Origin of the sequence: Heyndrickxia sp. FSL W8-0496, assembly GCF_038007825.1 — a bacterium.
In the GTDB taxonomy this organism is placed as follows: Bacteria; Bacillota; Bacilli; order Bacillales; family Bacillaceae_C; genus Heyndrickxia; species Heyndrickxia oleronia.
The window spans coordinates 1866839-1884529 of the sequence record NZ_JBBOXX010000001.1; the positions used below are offsets into that span (position 1 = coordinate 1866839).

The following is a 17691-nucleotide window of genomic DNA, read 5'->3' on the forward strand; positions in this document are numbered from 1 at the left end:
AAGGAGGATAAATTTAATGGGTTTAGATCCAAGTACAATACTTATATTATTAGCAATTGCAGCTGGTATTATTGTTCTTGCCATACTATTAACTTTTGTTCCAGTTATGCTATGGATATCAGCTTTAGCAGCAGGCGTTAAAATTGGAATTTTCACCTTAATTGGTATGAGGTTACGACGTGTCATACCAAGTCGTGTCATCAATCCTTTGATAAAAGCACGTAAAGCAGGGATTGATGTAGGAATTAATCAGCTAGAAAGCCATTATTTGGCTGGAGGAAATGTTGATCGTGTAGTAAATGCTTTAATTGCTGCTCATCGAGCGAATATTACACTTACATTTGAACGATGTGCTGCAATTGATTTAGCTGGTCGTAATGTATTAGAAGCCGTTCAAATGAGTGTAAATCCAAAGGTCATTGAAACACCATTTATTGCTGGTGTTGCAATGGATGGTATTGAAGTAAAAGCGAAAGCAAGAATTACCGTACGAGCGAATATTGAACGCCTTGTCGGTGGAGCTGGTGAAGATACAGTTGTTGCGCGTGTTGGTGAAGGGATTGTAAGTACAATCGGTTCTTCAGACAATCATAAAAAGGTATTAGAGAATCCTGATTTAATCTCTCAAACAGTATTGAAAAAAGGATTGGATGCAGGAACTGCTTTTGAAATTCTCTCCATAGATATCGCTGATGTGGATATCGGTAAGAATATCGGTGCGCATCTTCAAACTGAACAAGCCGAAGCTGATAAGAAAATTGCCCAAGCAAAGGCAGAGGAACGCCGTGCAATGGCTGTTGCTTCTGAACAAGAAATGAAGGCAAGAGTTCAAGAAATGAGAGCAAAAGTTGTTGAAGCAGAAGCAGACGTCCCATTAGCAATGGCTGAAGCATTACGATCTGGAAATATTGGAGTTATGGACTATTTAAACTTTAAAAATATTGAATCAGATACAGATATGCGAGGATCCATTGGAAAAATGACATCAGATAAGAAGGATCAACAAAAGCCAGAATAACGTATTTAACCAAAGGTAGGGAGGAATTCCTTTGGAATCATTAATCATAGCGGTAATTGTAGGATTAATTAGTCTTTTTCTTAATAAAAAATCGAATGTGGGGAAACAAGCTAAACAAGAGGCTCCAAAACCGGTCTCTACACCGAGGAGTAATCGGCCCCTTTCGAAAACTATTACCGAAACTACATCACCACCTGATAAAATTCAGGATAAATATAGGGAAATTAAAGAAGCATTTGAGCCTACTCCAGAAGTGGATTTGAAGGATTCATTTGAAAAAGAAATGCTCCCTCAGAAGGTTAATAAAGAAAATGAACCTAAACAGCTTGATATTGATGAAAATGATCTATTAAAGGGTATCATTTTATCAGAGGTTTTAGGCCCACCAAGATCAAAGAGACCATATAGAAGATAAAAAATTATAGAGAAATCGTGTCGATCACCAGACACGATTTTTTCTTTTTAAAAATGTGTGCTGAATCCCCTTCCTACTTCATAAATATGAGATGAAAGGGGGTTCTTTTTTATGGCAAAAAAATGGAGCAGACAACTTCGTAATTGGATGACAAGCAAAATGGAGCTTCCACAGGATGTCATGATGGATCTTCCCCGAATCACGATGATCGGACAAATCCATATTTATATAGAAAATCACCGCGGATTATTAACCTTTTCAGATCGTGAGGTTCGATTACTTCTAAAGCAGGGACAATTGTTAGTAAAAGGTCAATCCTTCGTTATTCGAACGATATTACCCGAAGAAATATTATTAGAAGGAAAAATCGATGAAGTAATTTATTTAAATGAATAGGGAGTGACTTTTCTTGAAGAACCAATGGATTACTTTTTTTGGTGGTAAGATCCATGTAAAGGTAGAAGGGAAAGGTGTAGAGCGATTGATAAATCAGCTCACCCGTTCCCATTTAACTATATGGAATGTTAAAAGACAAGGTACAACTGCGATTACTTTTTTTATGCGGTTGCAGGATTTACATAAACTAAGGCATCAGAGCAGAAAATATGACTGTAAGATTTCCTTTTTAAATGGACAAGGTGCTCCTTTTTTATGGAAAAGAGTATTGAAAAATTCAGGATTTTTCACAGGGTTTTTGCTTTTCTTTATCGTTATTACGATTCTCTCGAATATTATATGGGGAATACAAATAAAGGGAGCTAGCCCGAAATTAGAACATCAAATACGCAAGGAATTAGATAAATTAGGGATTCATATTGGGAAACTACAGTTTTTTGTAGATGATGTAGAAACGATTCAAAGAAAGCTAGAAGATCGCATTCCTGAATTAACTTGGATTGGTGTCGAATTAAACGGGACAACCTTTCATTTCCAGGTAGTGGAAAAGACGATACCTGAACCACCAGAGAAAAAGTCACCACAAGACCTTGTAGCGACTAAAAAAGCTGTGATAGTGGATACTTTTGTTGAAAATGGTCAACAAATGGTTAAAATTAATCAATATGTGAAAAAGGGTCAGTTACTTGTTTCGGGTACAATTGGCAATGAGCATAATGAGAAACAAGTTGCTGCAATTGGAAAAATCTATGGTAAGACATGGTATAAGTCAACAGTTGAGATGCCACTTGAGTCAGATTTCCAAGTTTATACAGGTAAAGAAAAGCGAAAATATAGCTTGAATTTTGGTTCGGTAAAGGTTCCTTTGTGGGGATTTGGAAAAATTGAATATAAAGAATACGATTCAGAAAAAGAACCACATAAAATAAATTTTATAAAGTGGTCTCTTCCAGTAAAGTACGAAGAAACAACCGTAAGAGAAAAAGAAAATGTGAAAAGAAAATATAGTGAAAAACAAGCAATTGATGCTGCTAAGGAAAAGGCGCGTAATGACTTAAAGTCAAAAATTCCTACAGATGCTAAAGTAGTTGATGAATATGTTTTGCATGAGAAGGTCGAGAATGGTAAAGTTAATTTATCAATATATTTCCAAGTTATCGAAAATATTGCAATAGAAAAACCAATCATTCAAGGAGACATAGAATGACAGAAGATTTAAAAACATCTAAACTTCAACTAGAAAATCCAAATGAAGCGATTGCTTTATTTGGAATCTCAGATTCAAACTTAAAAATGTTAGAAGCAGAATATGAAGTATCAATTGTTACTCGAGGAGAAACAATTGATGTATCTGGAAAAGAAACAAATGTAGAAAAAGTGTACCATGTTCTATTTCAACTATTAAGGGTTATTAGGAAAGGGATTAACATTAGTGGCCGGGATGTTGTCTACGCCATCCAAATGGAAAAACAGGGAATGATAGAGTATTTTACAGATATTTATGAAGAAGAAATCACTAAAAATGCGAAAGGCAAGATTATTCGAGTAAAAACTCTCGGTCAAAGGCAATATATCAATGATATTAAAAAGCATGATTTAGTATTTGGTATAGGTCCAGCTGGGACAGGTAAAACATATTTGGCGGTTGTAATGGCTGTTGCAGCATTAAAGAGTGGTCAGGTGAGAAAAATTATTCTTACAAGACCCGCAGTAGAAGCAGGAGAAAGTTTAGGCTTTTTACCTGGCGATCTAAAGGAAAAGGTAGATCCATATTTACGCCCGCTTTACGATGCATTAAATGATGTATTAGGCAGTGAGCATACACAAAGGTTGATTGAAAGAGAAACCATAGAAATTGCACCTCTAGCATATATGAGGGGAAGAACTTTAGATGATGCCTTTGTTATTTTGGATGAAGCTCAAAATACCACTCAAGCACAAATGAAGATGTTCTTAACCCGCCTAGGCTTCAGCTCTAAAATGGTAATTACAGGAGACCGTACACAGATTGATTTACCGAAAGGGATTCAATCTGGACTAGTGGCAGCTGAAAAAATCTTAGAAAATGTTTCAGGAATTTCTTTCGTATACTTGGAACAAAGTGATGTCGTGCGTCACCCTCTTGTTGCACGGATTATTGATGCATATAATATACACTCTTCTTAACCCGTACTTTTTAGTCGGGTTTTTTCTTTGGATTGGCTTTTTCTCGGCTGGTAGTAGGACTTTGGCAAATACAATAAACTATACAAAAATGGCCTTTGATTAAAAGGGATAATATCAGCTATTGTCGAATTAATGAGTTAGAAGGAATGAATGAATATAATAAATATGGATGCATTTCAATACAAAAACTGATATTATTTTACATAATTAGGGAAGAGCTGAGAAAAGCAAAAAATGGTGGTGGGGAGTAAATGAATCTTCAAGATTATATAAGCAAAGTCCGCACATTATTAAGTTATAAAGTGTTTACATTTATTTGTTTTCTGATATTGGCTATATTGTTATATGGCGTTCTTTTTTATAATGTAAAACCTCAGACATATGATATAGAGTTATTTTCAGTGGCAGATAAAACCATACGTTCACCTAAGACAATTGTTGATGAAGAAAAGACGAAGGATGAACAACAAAAGGCAGCAGATGCAGTAGAAAAGGTTTATACCTTTCAAAAAGAAAAGGAGCAAAATCGAGTTTCTCTAATTAATTCGATCTTTGATTTCGTAACGGATGCCAATAAAGAAATCCCAGCTCATATAAAAGATAAAGAAATGGAAAAGGCGGATAAAAAAACAGACAAAGAAAGATTGGTTGACTTAAAATCAAAACTTACATCCGATGTAAATGAAGATGTAACAAAGTCTATTTCGGATGTTGTCTTGATGGACTTACTCAAGGCAACTCCTTTTGAATTGGAGCAGACGAGAAATATACTTAATAGCCAGGTTGAACAATTAATGGGAGAAAAGATTCGCGAAGATAAAGTTAGGCAGTATCAAGGCAGAATAGAAGATCTAATTCGTGATTCGTCCATTCCAACAGAGTTAAAATCAGCTGCTATTGCATTGGGTAAATATGCAATTGTCCCAAATGATATTTATGATCCTGAACAAACAGACATTCGAAAAAAACAAGCAATGCAAAGTGTAGAACCAATAAAAATACTACAAGGTCAAGTTATTGTTCAAGAGGGTCATCTCATTGACCATGAAAGCTATCATCAGCTTGAACTGCTGGGTCTATTAAAAAGTAATCCAACCATTAAGCCATATATTGGTTTGGGGATATTCGTATTTCTGATTATAGGTTCTTTGTATTTGTATTTTTCTACTTTTCGAGTAAGCGAAGAAAAAAAACAAAATTATTTAATTCTGCTAAGTCTAATTTTTATTATCAGTTTATTATTAATGAAAATTATAGGTTTAATGGCGGATTTAGAACTTGATAAAATTGGTTATTTATTCCCTGCTGCAATGGCACCGATGTTAATTCGTATGATGCTTAACGAACGTTTTGCCTTTATCATTACGATTATACTTGCTGCTTGTGGTAGTATTATTTTTCATGATGAAATAACAGGTTCGGTAAATATTGAGATTGCGATTTATATTTTATTTAGCGGAACAGCTGGTATATTATTATTAACAAATCGTAATCGAAAATCGAATATTTTACAGGCGGGATTTTTCATTTCGATTATAAACATCCTTATCATTTTCTTTTTGTTATTTTTAGGCAATGGTCAATTTACCAAAATGGAGTATCTTTACTATACGATCTTTGCATTTGTTTCCGGGTTATTATCTGCTATACTAACGATTGGTCTGTTGCCATTTTTTGAGGCTGGTTTTGGTGTTTTGTCCACTTTAAAATTAATCGAACTTTCAAGTCCAAATCATCCATTATTGAAAAAGATTTTAACGGAAGCACCAGGTACCTATCATCATAGTGTAATGGTGGCAAATTTAGCTGAAGCAGCATGTGAGGCAATCGGTGCAAATGGATTATTAGCCAGAGTGGGATGCTATTATCATGATATAGGCAAAACACGAAGACCACAATTTTTCATTGAAAATCAAATGAATATAGAAAATCCACATAATCATATTTCTCCTGAAACGAGTAAAGATATTATTATTGCACATGCGACAGATGGTGCACAAATGCTTAAAAAGCATAAATTACCTAAGGAGATTGTTGATATAGCAGAACAACATCATGGAACTACATTATTAAAATATTTTTACTATAAAGCAAAAGAAGAAAATGATCCTATTGATGAAATGGACTATCGCTACCCTGGTCCAAAACCTCAAACGAAAGAGGCGGCAATTATTAGTATTGCTGATAGTGTGGAGGCAGCAGTAAGATCGATGACACATCCAACACCTGAACAGATTAAGAATTTGATTGATTCTATTGTTCAAGAACGATTAAAGGATGGTCAATTGAATGAATGTGATATAACATTAAAGGAAATAGAAGTGATTAAAAAAACATTTTGTGAAACGTTAAATGGGATCTTCCACTCACGGATAGAGTATCCAAACCCAAAATAAGAGACAACTTAAATATGAAAAAGGATGAATAATATGGCTTTAATTATTGATTTTATTGACGAAACAAGCGAAATGAAAGAAGCGGATTTAAATCTCGTCGAAAAAATATTAAATTTTGCTTCTGAAAAGCTTGGGATAGAGAATGGGAGTGAAGTATCTGTTACCTTTGTAACGAACGAAAGAATTCAAGAAATTAATCGAGAGTATCGAGATAAGGATCAACCGACTGATGTCATTTCTTTTGCTATGGAAGAACTTGGTGATGACGAAATCACAATAAATGGTATAGATATACCACGTATGCTTGGAGATATTATCATTTCGGTACCTAAAATCCAAGAACAAGCAATGGAATATGGGCATTCATTTGAAAGGGAACTTGCCTTTCTTGCTGTTCATTCCCTTCTACATTTACTCGGATATGATCATATGACAGAGGAAGATGAAAAAGAGATGTTTGGATTGCAAAGGGCTATTTTAGATGAATATGGGCTTACGAGATAAAGGGCGATTCTGGAAGGCATTTAAGTTTGCATTTCAAGGTATAATGCATGCATGTAAAACAGAGAGAAATGTACAATTTCATTTCGCTGCTTCGGTTATCGTTATTTTATTTAGTTTCTATTTGAACATATCATTATTTGAATGGATATTTATTTGCCTCTGCATTTTTGGGGTCATTACGCTGGAATTAATAAATTCGGCTATTGAACGAATAGTCGATCTTGTGTCCCCTAGTTATCATCCATTAGCTAAACAAGCGAAAGATATTGCAGCTGGGGCAGTTTTAGTTTATTCTATAATGACGGTAATTATAGGCAGTATCATCTTTTTACCGAAACTTGCACGTCTATTTCAATCTTACATAGGATAATAATAAATCACTTTAAAGCTGCTATTATGGCATTTTGTCAACAAAGTTGTGCTCTTTAGACAACTTAACAAGTCAAAGTTGCTAAACAAGCAGCTTTTTCTATTTATTTGCAGTGGGTTTCTCTTTACGGTAAAATATTTTCAAAGCTACTTCAAATTAAAATATAAGAGTTTTGAAAATATTCTAAACAAAATAAAAATATTCCATAACTTTGTGATGAATTTGTAGTAAACTATAATAGAAGGGGTAGACATAATGAATTTAGAACAGCTTATTGAAGAAGCGAAAATCGCAAGAGACAAAGCATATGTACCTTATTCCAAATTTCCGGTCGGTGCTGCACTATTAAGTGAAAATGGAAAAGTATATCATGGCTGTAATATTGAAAATGCTGCTTATACAGTTGGAAATTGTGCGGAGCGTACAGCTCTGTATAAAGCATATTCTGATGGCGATACAAAGTACACTGCTCTTGTTGTAACAGCTGATACGGAAAGACCTGTACCACCATGCGGAGCATGTCGACAAGTGATCTCTGAACTTTGCCCTAAAGATATGAAAGTGATTTTGACAAATTTAAAAGGTGATATTCAAGAATTAACTGTTGAGCAATTATTGCCAGGCGCATTTTCTCCGGAGGATTTACATGCAAAATAAAAGTACAGAACAGCAATCATTTAAATCAGGGTTTGTATCTATCATAGGTCGACCAAATGTTGGGAAATCCACTTATATTAATCGAGTGATCGGCCAAAAAATTGCAATTATGAGTGACAAACCACAGACAACAAGAAATAAAGTTCAAGGAGTACTTACGACAAACGATTCACAAATAATACTTATTGATACACCAGGAATTCATAAGCCAAAACATAAATTAGGCGATTTTATGATGAGGGTTGCAACAAATACACTCAAAGAAGTGGACCTGATTTTGTTTATGATCAATGCGGTAGAAGGATATGGAAAAGGTGATGAATTTATCATCGAAAAATTAAAAACAGTCCGTACACCTGTCTTCCTTGTTATAAATAAAATCGATCAAGTGCACCCAGACGACTTGCTTAAAATAATTGAAAAATATAAGGAATTATATGATTTTGCTGAAATTATTCCAATATCTGCTCTAGAGGGACAGAATACTGAAAGATTGCTTGAGCAAATAAAAGAATACTTGCCTGAAGGGCCTCAGTATTACCCTGCAGATCAAATTACAGACCACCCTGAACGTTTTATCGTTTCAGAGTTAATTAGAGAAAAAGTATTGCATCTAACAAGAGAAGAAGTTCCGCATTCGATTGCTGTAATTATCGAAAAGATGCAGAAAAAGCCGGAAAGTGAAACAATACATGTAATGGCAGCGATCATCGTTGAACGTTCCTCTCAAAAGGGGATCATTATCGGAAAACAAGGTAGTATGTTGAAAGAAGTAGGAAAAAGAGCAAGGATAGATATTGAGAACTTACTTGGATCTAAAGTTTATTTAGAGCTATGGGTGAAAGTTCAAAAAGATTGGAGAAATAAAATTACACAGTTGCGAGATTTTGGCTTTAGAGAAGATGAATATTAATTAGCAAGTTTTTAAAAATGAAAAATTGATTTCTATGCATCCTTTTGATTAGCAATATTTACGTCACATGTTCCAAGGAGTCTTGGTAAACCTAGTATTAAAGGCTTTACTAATGATTTCATGAGTTTTTCACAACATGAAAGGCGGGGTTAATGTTATGATAGAATTTACCTGGAAAGTCTTTGCGGAAACTGGAAGTATTGATACGTATTTGCTATTTAAAGAGCTTGAAAAAGATCGTCAGGATGAACCATTAAATACAGATCATGAATTTAATGAAATTGATTTCCCCATTTCATAAGTTGCAATGATCGTGCGTCACCTGGGAAGCTTGTGAGACTTGCTTTGGAAGGTGGATTTTATGTTTCAAAAATGTGAAGGCATCGTTATTAGATCAATTGATTATGGTGAATCAAATAAAATTGTTACAATATTTACACGAGAGTTTGGGAAAATAGGAGTGATGGCTAGAGGCGCTAAAAAGCCGAATAGCCGTCTTTCCTCTATCTCTCAACTATTTACATATGGGAACTTTTTAGTCTCATTAGGTTCAGGACTAGGTACACTGCAGCAGGGAGAAATTATTTCTTCTCTTCGATCTATTCGTGAAGATATTTTTAAAACAGGATATGCTTCGTATATTATTGATTTATTAGATAAAGCGGTTGAAGAGAAAAGGGCAAATCCTTTTCTTTTTGAACTTTTATACCAAACATTAAATTATATAAATGAAGATGTTGATTTAGAAATCATAACGAATATTTTTGAAATGAAAATGTTAAATGTACTTGGATTGTATCCTTGCATGAATCAATGTGCTGTGTGTGGGAATAAAGATGGGAAGTTTGCCTTTTCTATTCGGGAAAATGGTCTTCTTTGCCATCGATGCTATGAGAAAGACCCTTATCATATCCCTACCTCACCAATAGCTATTAAGTTACTACGACTCTTTTATTTTATTGATCTAAACAGACTAGGATCAGTGTCAGTTAAAGAAGAAACAAAAAAGGAACTACGTTTGATTATATCTATGTATTATGATGAGTATTCCGGTTTGCATTTAAAATCAAAAAAATTTTTAGAGCAAATCGAAAAATTTCGCCAAATGCTGTAATGTAAGTTTGCCCTCATAGTATGATAGGAACTCCACATTTTTATGGAGTTTTTTTATATGGATCTTTTCTCAAATATTGCTGCTAAAAAGATAATGTTTTTACATATAAAAATAAGTTGAACATATACAAGAACGTTGGAGGGTATTTACAAAAGTAACCTATTATACGAAAACAGCTTTTTATATTTAACAAATTTCTTTTCAATATAAGTAAATAGTATATAATATTTGTGTATGAGTATAACATTATTTAGATTTTATACTGGTTAGGTGGTGTGGAAAATAGAACTGAATAATCGACAGGAAACCATATTACAAATCGTAAAAGATAATGGGCCTATAACCGGTGAACATATAGCAGAAAAATTAAATCTAACAAGAGCAACACTTCGCCCAGATTTAGCTATTTTAACAATGGCTGGATATTTGGATGCGCGGCCTAGGGTTGGCTACTTTTACACTGGAAAATCAAGTACACAGCTTTTAACAGACAGTTTAAAAAAAATAGTCGTCAAAGACTATCAATCAATTCCTGTAGTTGTAAATGAAAATATATCAGTTTACGATGCAATTGTAACAGTTTTTCTTGAAGATGTAGGTACGTTATTTGTCGTAGATGATAAGCTGTTATTAGTTGGAGTCCTTTCGCGAAAGGACTTATTACGTGCGAGTATCGGTAAGCAAGAACTCTCTTCACTTCCAGTGAATATTATTATGACAAGAATGCCGAATATTACGGTGTGTAAAAAAGATGACTTATTAATTGATGTTGCAAAAAAATTAATTGAGAAGCAAATTGATTCAGTTCCCGTGGTTAAGGAATCATCCGAGGGAAACGGCTTTGAGGTAATTGGACGGATAACTAAAACAAATATAACAAAAGCCTTTGTATCACTTGCTGACGAAAATTTATATTAATATCAAGAAATGACAGGATGGTGATCTTAAAATGACGCGACCGATTATTTATGTCGTTTCAGACTCGGTTGGTGAAACAGCTGAATTGGTTACTAAAGCAGCGATTAGTCAATTTAATGGAAAAGATGCAGAAATCAAACGTTTTCCATATGTTGAGGATTACCAGCATATTGATGAGGTTGTCTCCTTAGCTAAGCTTAATCATGGTGTGATTGTTCACACTTTGGTGAAGCCTGCTATGCGGGATTATATAAAAAAACGAACAAATGAACAACATGTCAATGCGGTAGATATTATTGGTCCTTTAATGGATAAATTTCAAGAGCTATATCATAAAGAACCATTATGTGAACCAGGATTAGTTCGAAAATTGGATGATGATTATTTTAAGAAGGTTGAAGCAATAGAATTTGCTGTTAAATATGATGATGGACGAGATCCTAAAGGAATTCTGCGAGCAGATATCGTTTTAGTGGGTGTTTCCAGAACATCAAAAACTCCTTTATCTCAATATCTAGCACATAAGCGATTTAAAGTGGCCAATGTCCCCCTTGTACCAGAGGTAGACCCTCCTGAAGAACTATTTCAGGTATCACCTAATAAATGTTTTGGATTAAGGATCAGCCCTGAAAAACTTAATTTTATTCGTAAGGAAAGGCTACAAGCTTTAGGTTTAAATGATGAAGCAAGCTATGCAAATATTAATCGAATAAAAAAGGAATTAGAGTATTTTGACGCGATTGTTTCAAAAATGGGATGTAAAGTAATTGATGTAACAAATAAGGCAGTTGAAGAAACAGCAAATATAATTATGAATAGAAATCATTAGACACAAGATTCTATAAAGGGTCTGACTCCAGAGAATATATATACTGTATCTAGAATGAACGATTTCTTATTTCAGATACAGGAATGTGGGGACAGATCCCTTTACTATTTTTATTGTCAAGAATGGGTAAAGAATAAAAATATTTTAAATAAAAATATATGGTCAAAATCAGAGAAATATACTATAATAAAAAATTGTGATAAAAATGTATTTAAAATAGGTTTAGAGTCACGGATTAAGGAATAAACTAACTATTGAGATATGTCAAGAGTCAAGGCTTAGAAAAATTCGACAAAAGCAAAAAAATATACTCATAGTATGGAAAAGAAAGAAGGATTCTGTGGAGTGATGTAGAATTATTACTAATACAGAAAGAAATGAATCCATCATATTTGTTGATGCAGATGCATGTCCAGTTAAATCGGAAATCATTTTTCTTGCTAAGAAGTATAAAATGCTCTATTATTTTATTGCCTCTTATGCACATCAAACAAAAAATAGTGATGCTACTTGGATTTATGTTGATCCTTATAAAGAATCAGCTGATTTATTTATAATGAATCATGTAAAGGAAAATGATATTGTCATTACTCAGGATATAGGGCTTGCAAGCCTGGTACTCCCGAAGAAAGTGAGGGCAATTTCTCCAAGAGGTAAAGAATATGTAGAAGAGTCAATTGCTACTGCTCTTGATTTTCGTTATTTAGCTGCTAAAGCTAGGCGACAAGGGAAATATGAGAAAGGCCCAAAAGCATTTACTAAAAGTGATAGGCAATCATTTTTGTATACGCTTGAGGAGATTTTGTCGAAAAATGTAAAGTAAAGTTATAACTGTATAATCTATACAAATCAAACATAATAGAGAGAAAAATTTCAATTGGGGATGTTTTCATGGTTGGAATTATTCCTGAGGATAAAATTAATGAAATTCGTCAATCAATAGATATAGTAGATATTATTGGCGAATATGTTCATTTAAAGAAACAAGGACGTAATTATTTTGGTTTATGTCCCTTCCATGGTGAAAATACACCTTCCTTCTCGGTATCACCTGATAAGCAAATATATCATTGTTTTGGTTGTAAAGCTGGTGGAAATGCAATTTCTTTTTTGATGGATATTGATGGATTAAGCTTCCAGGAAGCCATCATTAAGCTAGCTGAGAAAGGGAAAATACCATTAGATTTAGAAATAGGATCTGAACAAAATCGCTCAGATTCAAAAGTAAATAGTGAAAAAAAACAAATGCTTGAAGCGCATGAACTTCTTCAAAAGTTTTATCATCATTTATTAGTTAATACAAAAGAAGGGCAAAATGCGCTAGAATATCTCGTTGATCGAGGATTTACATTAGATAGTATTGAAAAATTTCAAATAGGGTATTCCTTACCTAGTTGGGACTTTGTTGTAAAACTTTTGCAAAAACGTGGTTTTTCATTAAGCCTTATGGAAAAGGCAGGACTAATCATACAAAAAGAAAACAGTGACTCCTACTTTGACCGATTCCGAAACAGAATCATGTTTCCTATCCAAAATAGCAAAGGCGAAACCATTGCTTTTGCAGGAAGATCGATTGAAAAAGAGGATCAGCCGAAATATTTAAATAGTCCAGAAACTGAATTGTTTAATAAAAGTAATGTTCTTTATAATTTTTTTCGGGCAAAAAGCTTTATAAAAAAACAGCAACAAGCCATATTATTCGAAGGATTTGCTGATGTAATATCTGCTGATAAGGCAGAACTTTATAATGGTATCGCGACGATGGGAACATCGTTAACTGAGCAGCATGTACAGCTAATAAGACGAATGACAGATACAATTATTATCTGTTATGATTCAGATTTTGCGGGAACTGAAGCCGCATATCGTGCTGCCAATATATTAACAGATCATCACTGTCAAATTCGAATAGCAAGAATGCCTGAAGGATTTGATCCGGATGAGTATATAAAAAAATATGGTAGTGAAAAATTTCGTCAAGAAATTATTGCTGGTAGTCTTACATTTATGGCTTTTAAGATGGAATATCATCGCTTAGGGAAAAAGCTTCAAAATGAAGGAGAAAAGTTAAGATATATCGAAAAGATTATAGAGGAAATAACAAATCTTGATAAAGCTGTTGAAAGAGATCATTATTTACGCCAATTAGCGGATGAATTTTCTATTTCATTAGATGCTCTGAAACAACAACAACAGCAAATGTATTATGCTAAGAAGAAAAATGGTCATTTCAAACAACGAGAAAACAATCAAAACAGATTGTTTTTACAACAGAAGTCCCGTTTATTACCGGCAAATCAAACTGCAGAAAGACGTTTACTTGCTCATATGCTACAAAGTGTTGATTTAGCCTTTAAAATAAAAGATTTATTAAATGGAATTATTCTTTATTATGATGAACACCAAGCAATACTTACTTATCTCCTTGGATTTTATGAAGAGGGAAATGAAGCCGACACAAGTAAATTCTTATTATATTTACCAGATGAAAATTTACGAAGAATCGTAACTGAACTTGAAATGATGCCATTAAACAGTGAAGTTGCAGATCGTGAAATCGAGGATTATGTGAATCAGGTGTTGAAACATCAAAAGATGTTAAAAATAAAGGAAAAAGAAAACTTGCAAAAAAAAGCAGAACAAGAAAATGACTTTGTAAAAGCGATTGACTTGGCTAAAGAAATTATTGTACTGCGTAAGTCTTTATAAATATTCTGCAAATTGCATGAAATACTTGGAAGGAGGGGGACAGATGGCTGAAAAATCAGCTCGTTCCAAAGAAATTGAATCCGAATTAACTCTTGATCAAGCTAAAGAACAACTAGTTGAGCGTGGTAAAAAAAGAGGAGTATTAACATATGAAGTGATTTCAAGTAAATTAGGTCATTTTGAATTAGACTCTGAACAAATGGATGAATTTTATGAATACTTAGGTGAACAAGGTATTGAAATCTCAGAGGAAAATGATGACGATGAAGATGAAGATGCTCCTAATTTACATGAATTAGAGAAAGATGATGAAGAGTTTGACCTTAATGATTTAAGCGTTCCTCCAGGTGTAAAAATAAATGATCCAGTGAGAATGTACTTAAAGGAAATTGGTCGAGTAGACTTACTATCTGCTGAAGAGGAAATATCATTAGCTAAACGTATCGAGCAAGGTGATGAAGAGGCAAAAAGAAGACTTGCTGAAGCCAACCTACGCTTGGTTGTAAGTATTGCAAAGCGTTATGTGGGCCGTGGCATGTTGTTTCTAGATTTAATTCAAGAAGGTAATATGGGCCTCATTAAAGCAGTTGAAAAGTTCGACTATGATAAAGGCTTTAAATTCAGTACCTATGCTACATGGTGGATTCGTCAAGCGATCACTCGTGCTATTGCCGATCAAGCTCGTACAATACGTATTCCTGTTCATATGGTAGAAACCATTAACAAATTAATTCGTGTTCAAAGACAGCTTCTTCAAGACTTAGGGCGAGAACCATCTCCAGAAGAGATTGCTGAAGAAATGGATTTAACTCCAGAAAAGGTTCGTGAAATTTTAAAAATTGCTCAAGAACCAGTTTCTTTAGAGACACCAATAGGTGAAGAGGATGATTCACATCTTGGCGATTTTATCGAAGATCAAGACGCTACATCACCTTCAGAACATGCTGCTTACGAATTATTAAAAGAGCAACTAGAAGATGTACTTGACACATTAACAGATCGTGAAGAAAACGTACTTCGTCTACGTTTTGGATTAGACGATGGGCGTACAAGAACACTAGAAGAAGTTGGAAAAGTATTTGGCGTTACCCGTGAACGTATTCGTCAAATTGAAGCGAAAGCACTTCGAAAGCTTCGCCATCCTTCTAGAAGCAAACGTTTAAAAGACTTCTTGGAATAAGATTGAATATGGGGCTGTCTATTGAAGGTGGGACGACACTTAAATCCTGTATTTAGAACGAATAATTTGTTCGTTCTAAGTATTGGATTGTGGGTCTTCCCCTTTTACTTTTAGACAGTCCTATTTTTGTTTTACCGAAATTAAGTCGAAAAAAAGGATTTTTTACCTCTTATCTCGAAAGAGTATTTAGGATGTGTTGCATATGAATTCTTCACGTAAAGAAGTAATTATTAAAGAAATTATTTATTGGAAAGAACATAAAATGCTGCCTGATCATTATTGTGATTATTTACTTGCCCTTTATAGTGAGGGTGAGTTTGAAAATAATCATAATGATAGGATGAAAAGTAATAAATTAGTCAATAGGTTATCATTATTTCTAATTTTAATTAGTGCTTTATTGCTTATTTCATTATTTGTCATTTATTTTACTGAATTAGCTTTTGTTTTGCAAATGATGATTTTGACAAGTTTTGTCGTTTTATTACTAATCTTAGGAATTTATTATTCTAAAAAAGAAACCTGGTACTATATTTTTTATATTAGTTCTGCTATTTTATTGCTATTATTATCCGTTCAACTAACCGATCAGTTTTTTAATCACTATTCTATTGCTTTATTAATTACACTTTTTTTAAATTGTATTTTATGGGTAGTAACAGGTTGGAAATTAAAATTATTATTTTTTACTGTTTCCGGAGTAGTAGGAATAATTACGTTATCAATCTATATCCTAGTATAGTAAATGAATTTTTCAAAACTTTTAAAAGTTGTGAAAATAATTCTACTTACATTATAATAATAAATGTAAGCGGCTACAATAGCAAAGGGGGATATAGAATGAATTTTCATCTTACTGCAGAACAGGAAATGATTCGGCAAACAATAAAGGAATTTGCTACAGAAGAAGTGGAAAAAGGGGCATTAGAAAGAGATATTAATAAAGAATTTCCTATGGATATTATAAATAAACTAGCAAAACTAGGAATGATGGGACTTCCATTTCCAGAGGAATACGGTGGTGCAGGTGCAGATACGATAAGTTTCGCAATTGTAGTGGAAGAATTAAGTCGAGCATGTGGTTCAACTGGAATTACATATTCTGCACATATTTCACTTGGAGGGGCACCAATTAATTTATTTGGTACGGAGGAGCAAAAACAGAAATATTTAGTGCCAATTTGTACCGGGGAATCATTAGGAGCATTTGGTTTAACTGAGCCAAGTGCAGGTTCTGATGCAGGGGGTACAAAGACTACTGCTATTGAGGATGAAAATGATTTTATTATTAATGGGAATAAATGCTTTATAACAAATGCAAGTTATGCCAAACATGTAGCTTTAACAGCCATTACAGGAATGGATAAGTTTAAGAAAGAAATTAGTTCAATTATTGTGCCAACAGATGCCGCAGGATTTTCTATTATTAACAATTATGAAAAAATGGGACTTCATGCGTCGAATACAACCGAATTAGTCTTAGAAGATGTAAGGGTTCCACAGGAAAATTTATTAGGAGAAAAAGGTCAGGGTTTTAAACAGTTTCTAGTTACATTGGATGGTGGAAGAATTGGAATTGGAGCAATGGCAGTAGGTATCGCACAAGCAGCATATGAGAAGTCATTACAATACGTAAAAGAAAGAAAACAATTTGGTCGATCACTATCCCAGTTCCAAGTTACCCAATTTAAAATCGCAGATATGGCGATGAAAATTGAACTTGCTAGAAACATGGTATATAAAGCTGCTTGGTTAAAGGATCAAGGGAAACCATTTTCTAAGGAAGCAGCTATGTGTAAATTATATGCCTCAGAGGTTTGCATGGAAATTACAAATCAAGCCGTTCAAATACATGGTGGAAATGGTTATATGAAAGACTATCATGTTGAAAGATTTATGAGAGATGCGAAGTTACTTGAAATTGGAGAAGGGACCTCTGAGGTACAAAGGATGGTCATTGCAAGGGAAATTGGTTGTCAATAAAAAGGATTTTATTAAATAATTTTTGAATAAGCGCGATAATCTTAAACAAAGTGAAAAAAAGTTCCTTATGAAAAGTTGATAATTGAACAAACTAAAAACAGAAAAAGTGAAAAACTTCATCAT

The 17691-nt window shown here is 33.7% G+C and carries 19 protein-coding genes; all 19 read left to right on the forward strand.

Features of this window, described 5'->3' with window-relative positions; genetic code table 11:
* Positions 1-16: 16 nt before the first annotated feature.
* The 19 genes from floA to NST63_RS09480 all read left to right on the forward strand — a co-directional run bounded on the left by floA (position 17) and on the right by NST63_RS09480 (position 17568).
* Positions 17-1018 carry a flotillin-like protein FloA gene (floA, locus tag NST63_RS09390; protein WP_058002137.1) on the forward strand — a complete coding sequence of 334 codons (1002 nt, stop codon included), beginning with the start codon at positions 17-19 and terminating at the stop codon, positions 1016-1018.
* 31 nt (positions 1019-1049) lie between these two features.
* Positions 1050-1433 (forward strand): hypothetical protein, encoded by a 384-nt coding sequence (locus NST63_RS09395; RefSeq protein WP_058002138.1) that lies wholly within the window; start codon positions 1050-1052, stop codon positions 1431-1433.
* Positions 1434-1544: 111 nt separating this feature from the next.
* Positions 1545-1829, forward strand: coding sequence for a sporulation protein YqfC (gene yqfC / locus NST63_RS09400; protein ID WP_058002139.1), 285 nt, complete (start codon positions 1545-1547; stop codon positions 1827-1829).
* Positions 1830-1842: 13 nt separating this feature from the next.
* Positions 1843-3036: a sporulation protein YqfD gene (yqfD, locus tag NST63_RS09405; RefSeq protein ID WP_058002140.1), complete on the forward strand. Its 1194-nt coding sequence runs from the start codon at positions 1843-1845 to the stop codon at positions 3034-3036.
* A complete protein-coding gene (locus tag NST63_RS09410; protein ID WP_058002141.1) occupies positions 3033-3995 on the forward strand; it encodes a PhoH family protein in 963 nt (320 codons plus the stop codon). Before yqfD ends, NST63_RS09410 begins: the two co-directional genes overlap by 4 nt.
* Before the next feature lie 251 nt (positions 3996-4246).
* Entirely contained in the window at positions 4247-6391 is a 2145-nt protein-coding gene (locus tag NST63_RS09415) for an HDIG domain-containing metalloprotein (RefSeq protein WP_058002142.1), read from the forward strand.
* Positions 6392-6424: 33 nt separating this feature from the next.
* The gene (gene ybeY / locus NST63_RS09420; protein ID WP_058002143.1) at positions 6425-6895 is read left to right on the forward strand and encodes an rRNA maturation RNase YbeY; all 471 of its coding nucleotides are present in this window, start codon (positions 6425-6427) and stop codon (positions 6893-6895) included.
* A complete protein-coding gene (locus tag NST63_RS09425) occupies positions 6873-7265 on the forward strand; it encodes a diacylglycerol kinase family protein (protein ID WP_058002144.1) in 393 nt (130 codons plus the stop codon). The genes ybeY and NST63_RS09425 overlap by 23 nt, the downstream gene beginning before the upstream one ends.
* A gap of 255 nt (positions 7266-7520) precedes the next feature.
* Positions 7521-7922 (forward strand): cytidine deaminase, encoded by a 402-nt coding sequence (locus tag NST63_RS09430; RefSeq protein WP_058002145.1) that lies wholly within the window; start codon positions 7521-7523, stop codon positions 7920-7922.
* On the forward strand, positions 7912-8835 hold the full coding sequence (gene era, locus NST63_RS09435; protein WP_058002146.1) for a GTPase Era: 924 nt from the start codon (positions 7912-7914) through the stop codon (positions 8833-8835). The genes NST63_RS09430 and era overlap by 11 nt, the downstream gene beginning before the upstream one ends.
* Before the next feature lie 157 nt (positions 8836-8992).
* On the forward strand, positions 8993-9136 hold the full coding sequence (locus NST63_RS09440; RefSeq protein ID WP_065107198.1) for a YqzL family protein: 144 nt from the start codon (positions 8993-8995) through the stop codon (positions 9134-9136).
* Between the two features lie 60 nt (positions 9137-9196).
* The gene (gene recO, locus NST63_RS09445) at positions 9197-9949 is read left to right on the forward strand and encodes a DNA repair protein RecO (RefSeq protein WP_058002147.1); all 753 of its coding nucleotides are present in this window, start codon (positions 9197-9199) and stop codon (positions 9947-9949) included.
* Positions 9950-10219: 270 nt separating this feature from the next.
* Positions 10220-10867, forward strand: a complete 648-nt coding sequence (locus tag NST63_RS09450) for a helix-turn-helix transcriptional regulator (RefSeq protein ID WP_058002148.1) — start codon at positions 10220-10222, stop codon at positions 10865-10867.
* 31 nt (positions 10868-10898) lie between these two features.
* Positions 10899-11696 (forward strand): pyruvate, water dikinase regulatory protein, encoded by a 798-nt coding sequence (locus tag NST63_RS09455; RefSeq protein WP_058002149.1) that lies wholly within the window; start codon positions 10899-10901, stop codon positions 11694-11696.
* A 430-nt stretch (positions 11697-12126) separates the two neighbouring features.
* Entirely contained in the window at positions 12127-12519 is a 393-nt protein-coding gene (locus NST63_RS09460) for a YaiI/YqxD family protein (protein ID WP_235813236.1), read from the forward strand.
* 68 nt (positions 12520-12587) lie between these two features.
* A complete protein-coding gene (dnaG, locus tag NST63_RS09465) occupies positions 12588-14405 on the forward strand; it encodes a DNA primase (protein WP_058002151.1) in 1818 nt (605 codons plus the stop codon).
* 43 nt (positions 14406-14448) lie between these two features.
* Positions 14449-15585 carry an RNA polymerase sigma factor RpoD gene (gene rpoD, locus NST63_RS09470; protein ID WP_058002152.1) on the forward strand — a complete coding sequence of 379 codons (1137 nt, stop codon included), beginning with the start codon at positions 14449-14451 and terminating at the stop codon, positions 15583-15585.
* Between the two features lie 202 nt (positions 15586-15787).
* Positions 15788-16327 (forward strand): hypothetical protein, encoded by a 540-nt coding sequence (locus NST63_RS09475; RefSeq protein WP_251337327.1) that lies wholly within the window; start codon positions 15788-15790, stop codon positions 16325-16327.
* Positions 16328-16425: 98 nt separating this feature from the next.
* Entirely contained in the window at positions 16426-17568 is a 1143-nt protein-coding gene (locus tag NST63_RS09480) for an acyl-CoA dehydrogenase family protein (protein WP_212943302.1), read from the forward strand.
* Positions 17569-17691: the final 123 nt, after the last annotated feature.

Coding starts and splice junctions, on each gene's coding strand:
- floA (WP_058002137.1), top strand. CDS start 17: ATGGGTTTAGATCCAAGTACAATACTTATATTATTAGCAATTGCAGCT.
- yqfC (WP_058002139.1), top strand. CDS start 1,545: ATGGCAAAAAAATGGAGCAGACAACTTCGTAATTGGATGACAAGCAAA.
- NST63_RS09410 (WP_058002141.1), top strand. CDS start 3,033: ATGACAGAAGATTTAAAAACATCTAAACTTCAACTAGAAAATCCAAAT.
- NST63_RS09415 (WP_058002142.1), top strand. CDS start 4,247: ATGAATCTTCAAGATTATATAAGCAAAGTCCGCACATTATTAAGTTAT.
- ybeY (WP_058002143.1), top strand. CDS start 6,425: ATGGCTTTAATTATTGATTTTATTGACGAAACAAGCGAAATGAAAGAA.
- NST63_RS09425 (WP_058002144.1), top strand. CDS start 6,873: ATGAATATGGGCTTACGAGATAAAGGGCGATTCTGGAAGGCATTTAAG.
- NST63_RS09430 (WP_058002145.1), top strand. CDS start 7,521: ATGAATTTAGAACAGCTTATTGAAGAAGCGAAAATCGCAAGAGACAAA.
- era (WP_058002146.1), top strand. CDS start 7,912: ATGCAAAATAAAAGTACAGAACAGCAATCATTTAAATCAGGGTTTGTA.
- NST63_RS09440 (WP_065107198.1), top strand. CDS start 8,993: ATGATAGAATTTACCTGGAAAGTCTTTGCGGAAACTGGAAGTATTGAT.
- recO (WP_058002147.1), top strand. CDS start 9,197: ATGTTTCAAAAATGTGAAGGCATCGTTATTAGATCAATTGATTATGGT.
- NST63_RS09455 (WP_058002149.1), top strand. CDS start 10,899: ATGACGCGACCGATTATTTATGTCGTTTCAGACTCGGTTGGTGAAACA.
- dnaG (WP_058002151.1), top strand. CDS start 12,588: ATGGTTGGAATTATTCCTGAGGATAAAATTAATGAAATTCGTCAATCA.
- rpoD (WP_058002152.1), top strand. CDS start 14,449: ATGGCTGAAAAATCAGCTCGTTCCAAAGAAATTGAATCCGAATTAACT.
- NST63_RS09475 (WP_251337327.1), top strand. CDS start 15,788: ATGAATTCTTCACGTAAAGAAGTAATTATTAAAGAAATTATTTATTGG.
- NST63_RS09480 (WP_212943302.1), top strand. CDS start 16,426: ATGAATTTTCATCTTACTGCAGAACAGGAAATGATTCGGCAAACAATA.